The following is a 3,217-nucleotide window of genomic DNA, read 5'->3' as shown; positions in this document are numbered from 1 at the left end:
CAGGGCCCCCATCCGCGGCGGATGGGGGCCCTGCCGTTACGTCTGCGGCCGCTACGGCTGCCGCTGCGGGGCGCTCGGCGCGGCTGCGGTTTACGGCTCGAACTTGTAGCCGAGGCCGCGGACCGTGACCAGGTAGCGGGGTGCGCCCGGGTCCGGCTCGATCTTGGCGCGCAGGCGCTTGACGTGCACGTCGAGGGTCTTGGTGTCACCGACGTAGTCGGCGCCCCACACCCGGTCGATCAGCTGCATGCGGGTCAGCACGCGCCCCGCGTTGCGCAGCAGCATCTCCAGCAGGTCGAACTCCTTGAGCGGGAGGTCCACCTTCCCCCCGGCGACGGTGACCACGTGCCGGTCCACGTCCATCCGTACGGGTCCGGCCTCCAGCGCGGCCGGGGTGACCTCTTCCGGCTCGCCGCGGCGGCGCAGGACCGCGCGGATGCGGGCGACCAGCTCGCGCGAGGAGAAGGGCTTGGTCACGTAGTCGTCGGCTCCTATCTCCAGGCCGACGACCTTGTCGATCTCGCTGTCCTTGGCGGTCACCATGATCACCGGGACGTTGGAGCGGCCGCGCAGCTGCCGGCAGACTTCCGTGCCGGGCAGGCCGGGGAGCATCAGGTCGAGGAGGACGAGGTCGGCGCCGTTGCGCTCGAACTCGTCAAGCCCGTCGGGGCCGGTCGCGGCGATCGCGACCTCGAAGCCCTCCTTGCGGAGCATGTAGGACAGGGCGTCGCTGAAGGATTCCTCATCCTCGACGACGAGCACTCGGGTCACGGAAGGACCTCCGGGGCAGGGATGGCTGTTTCTGAGTCGAGCAGGGGTCGAGCGGGGGTGGTGGCCGGCGCCGGCGCGGCCGCTTCGGGAAGGCGCAGGGTGAACGTGGAACCCTGGCCCTCCGAGCTCCATACCGACACCTCCCCGCCGTGCGAAGCCGCAACGTGCTTCACGATGGCCAGACCCAGCCCGGTTCCTCCCGTGGCACGGGAGCGGGCGGGATCGACGCGGTAGAAACGCTCGAAGATGCGCTCGCGGTCCTTTTCCGGGATGCCGATGCCCTGGTCGGTCACGGCTATCTCGATCAAGTCTCCTCCCGGCGCGGCCACCCGGCGCGCGGCGATGCCGACGCGGGTGCGGGCCGGGCTGTAGTTGACGGCGTTCTCCACGAGGTTGCCGAGGGCCGCCGCGAGCTGGCCGCGGTTGCCCCAGACCCGCAGGTCGGCGGTGCCCCCGGCGGCCATGGTGATCTGCTTGGAGGTCGCGGTGTGCCGGCAGCGGTCGACGGCCTCCGCCACCAGCGTGTCCACCCGGACGGGTTCGGCGTCCTCCAGCGGGTCGTCGTTCTGCACCCGGGAGAGGTCGATGAGTTCCTGTACGAGGTTGATCAGGCGGGTGGCCTCGATCTGCATGCGGCCGGCGAACCGGCTGACCGCCTCGGGATCGTCGCTGGCGTCCATGACGGCCTCGGAGAGCAGCGAGATCGCCCCGACCGGGGTCTTCAGTTCGTGCGAGACGTTCGCGACGAAGTCGCGGCGGACCGCCTCGATCCGCCGGGCCTCGGTCAGGTCCTCGACCAGCAGCAGCACCAGGCGGGAGCCGAGCGGTGCCACGCGGGCCGAGACGGCCAGGGCCTCGCCGCGGCCGGTCCCGCGCCGGGGCAGGTCGAGCTCGATCTGGCGTATCTCGCCGTCCCGGCGGGTGTCGCGGGCCATGTGGAGCATCGGCTCCACGGCGAGCTTGCCGCCGCGGACCAGGCCCAGCGCGTACGCCGCCGAGCTGGCCTTGACGACCGCGTCCCCCTCGTCGAGTACGACGGCGGAGGAGCGGAGCACGGAAAGGACGGTGTCCACTCCGGGCGGGAGCACCGCGTTGATGTCGGGGCGCATGGAGCTCCGGGTGGGGCGGGCCTGGTCGCGCTCGCTCCAGCGGAACGCCAGCATCGCGATCACACCGGTGCACAGCCCGGCGATCGCTGCAGCTGCGGCGACCGCCGCGTTCACGTCCATGCATCCAGGTTAAGCAGGCGCGATGACACTTCCACAGCCGTTCGGGTGGCAGCTCGAACAGTCGTCGCCCAGAGTTCACCCTGGGTACCGTGCTGATTCACTTGCGATGCCGGATCCGGACGCGTTCGCGCCCCACCGTGTCAACGTGGGGCCAGACGCCCACGCGGCCGCCGGAGCGCCTCGCAGCGCCTAAGAGCGAGCGGTAAGAGTCAAGCGAGCAGGCAAGAGAGGGACACCATGCGCGACGCGTACCACGAGGAACTGGACTCGATCGGAGAAAGCCTGGTCGAGATGGCCCGGCTCGTCGGTTCCGCGATCGGGCGGGCCACGACGTCCATGCTCGACGCCGACCTGAAGCTGGCGGAGAGCGTCATCGCCGCCGACCAGAAGGTCGACGACCTCCAGCACGACCTGGAAGCCCGCGCCATCGCACTGCTCGCCCGGCAGCAGCCGGTCGCCACCGATCTGCGCATCGTCGTCACGTCGCTGCGCATGAGCGCGGACCTGGAGCGCTCCGGCGACCTGGCGCAGCACGTGGCGAAGCTGGCGCGGCTGCGCTTCCCGGACACGGCGGTGCCGCGGGACCTGCACGCCACCATGCTGGAGATGGGGCAGCTGGCGCAGCGGCTGATGGCGAAGGCGGCCGAGGTCATCATCACGAAGGACGTCGACCTGGCGCTCCAGCTGGAGCAGGACGACGACGAGATGGACCAGCTGCACCGCACGCTGTTCCAGCACCTGATGGACGACCGCTGGAAGCACGGCATCGAGACGGCGGTCGACGTGACGCTGCTGGGCCGCTACTACGAGCGGTTCGCGGACCACGCGGTGTCGGTCGCCAAGCGCGTCGTCTACCTGGTGACGGGCGAGCACGCGGACGAGCTGCAGCCGCCGACCCAGGTCGAGGGCGTCTGAGCGGGAGAGCCCGCGAGAGCTCCAGTGCGCCGTTGACGCGCCGGTGCCACTGGGCATGAATGGGGGCGAAGGCACACCGCCTGCGCACCGCCCGCGAGGAGGATCCATGCCCGATTCCCCCGTCCCCATCACCCCGGAGCACGAGCAGCCGCAGCCCCCGCCGTCGCGGGAGCCGCTCCGACTCCCGCTGCTGGCGGCCTGCGGCTGCGGCTCGGGCTGTGGCTGCGGCTGCCAGTCCGGCGCCCCCTGCCAGTGCGGCGGCTGACCGCCACCACCCGGCCCCGCAGAAGAAGGCCCCCCGC

General features: G+C 71.4%; 4 protein-coding genes. 2 read left to right on the top strand and 2 right to left on the bottom strand.

Going from position 1 to position 3,217, the window contains the following annotated elements; genetic code table 11:
* Positions 1-90 precede the first annotated feature (90 nt).
* Both ACWGH1_RS35100 and ACWGH1_RS35095 read right to left on the bottom strand, forming a co-directional pair.
* Positions 91-771, bottom strand: a complete 681-nt coding sequence (locus ACWGH1_RS35100; RefSeq protein WP_030387286.1) for a response regulator transcription factor — start codon at positions 769-771, stop codon at positions 91-93.
* The gene (locus tag ACWGH1_RS35095) at positions 768-2,000 is read right to left on the bottom strand and encodes a sensor histidine kinase (RefSeq protein WP_453356995.1); all 1,233 of its coding nucleotides are present in this window, start codon (positions 1,998-2,000) and stop codon (positions 768-770) included. The genes ACWGH1_RS35100 and ACWGH1_RS35095 overlap by 4 nt, the downstream gene beginning before the upstream one ends.
* A 237-nt stretch (positions 2,001-2,237) precedes the next feature.
* Here ACWGH1_RS35095 and phoU point away from each other — a divergent pair, with 237 nt between their 5' ends.
* A complete protein-coding gene (gene phoU / locus ACWGH1_RS35090) occupies positions 2,238-2,915 on the top strand; it encodes a phosphate signaling complex protein PhoU (protein ID WP_329197046.1) in 678 nt (225 codons plus the stop codon).
* A gap of 106 nt (positions 2,916-3,021) precedes the next feature.
* Positions 3,022-3,180, top strand: coding sequence for a hypothetical protein (locus ACWGH1_RS35085; protein WP_168714046.1), 159 nt, complete (start codon positions 3,022-3,024; stop codon positions 3,178-3,180).
* The last annotated feature ends 37 nt before the right edge of the window (positions 3,181-3,217 follow it).

It is taken from the genome of Streptomyces sp. NPDC054883 (genome assembly GCF_053610645.1).
Note: the sequence above shows the minus strand (reverse complement) of the source record. Positions and strands in the feature narration are given on the sequence as shown.

Excerpts from the sequence above, each read along its gene's own strand:
- ACWGH1_RS35095 (WP_453356995.1), bottom strand. The coding sequence starts at position 2,000 with ATGGACGTGAACGCGGCGGTCGCCGCAGCTGCAGCGATCGCCGGGCTG.
- phoU (WP_329197046.1), top strand. The coding sequence starts at position 2,238 with ATGCGCGACGCGTACCACGAGGAACTGGACTCGATCGGAGAAAGCCTG.
- ACWGH1_RS35085 (WP_168714046.1), top strand. The coding sequence starts at position 3,022 with ATGCCCGATTCCCCCGTCCCCATCACCCCGGAGCACGAGCAGCCGCAG.